The sequence below is a fragment of the Aphanothece microscopica RSMan92 genome (genome assembly GCF_046613545.2).
Classification (GTDB): Bacteria; Cyanobacteriota; Cyanobacteriia; order PCC-6307; family Cyanobiaceae; genus NIES-981.
On the sequence record NZ_JBKKKY020000436.1, the window covers coordinates 1 to 510 of the forward strand.

At 52.7% G+C, this 510-nt stretch carries 1 protein-coding gene and 1 pseudogene; both read left to right on the plus strand.

All coding sequences use genetic code 11. From position 1 onward, the window contains the following. Positions 1–160: pseudogene (locus tag ACLD7X_RS18415) on the plus strand (transposase); the annotation flags it as partial. Positions 161–245: 85 nt separating this feature from the next. Next, the coding region (locus tag ACLD7X_RS18420; protein ID WP_411425131.1) for an FkbM family methyltransferase at positions 246–510 on the plus strand (265 nt) is incomplete at its 3' end.

Here is a 510-nt window from a genome sequence, read left to right on the forward strand (position 1 = left end):
GTTCCGCATGCTGGCCATTGCCTGCGGCCATGAGGATGCCGATGATTGCGATGCGCTGCGCGATGACCCGCTGTTCAAGCTGGCGGAGGGCCGGTTGACAGAGAGCGGCGCGCCGCTGTGCTCGCAGCCGACCATGAGCCGGTTCGAGAACATGCCCACGCGGATACGGGGGGATTATCGGATCGAAGCACGCAAGGAGAATTACTTTGACAGTCTATTCCTGCGCTAACTGGACAACTTTATCGTTGAACAGGAACTCCATTCAACGAGCCTATGAACCCGTTCAAATATATTTCTTTACACAACTGGCAGATTGGTTTGCTGCGCGAAGCTTCTTTGACGTCGGTGCAAATATAGGATCATTCACTGTCGCGATGGCACAGCTACAGAAAGTCGAGCGCATTCATAGCTTTGAGCCAATGCCCACCTTGTTTCTGGATCTTGCGGAAAATGCGCGCAGGAATGACCCCGCTGATAAAATACGATTGCACAATATGGCGATTTCAGAAG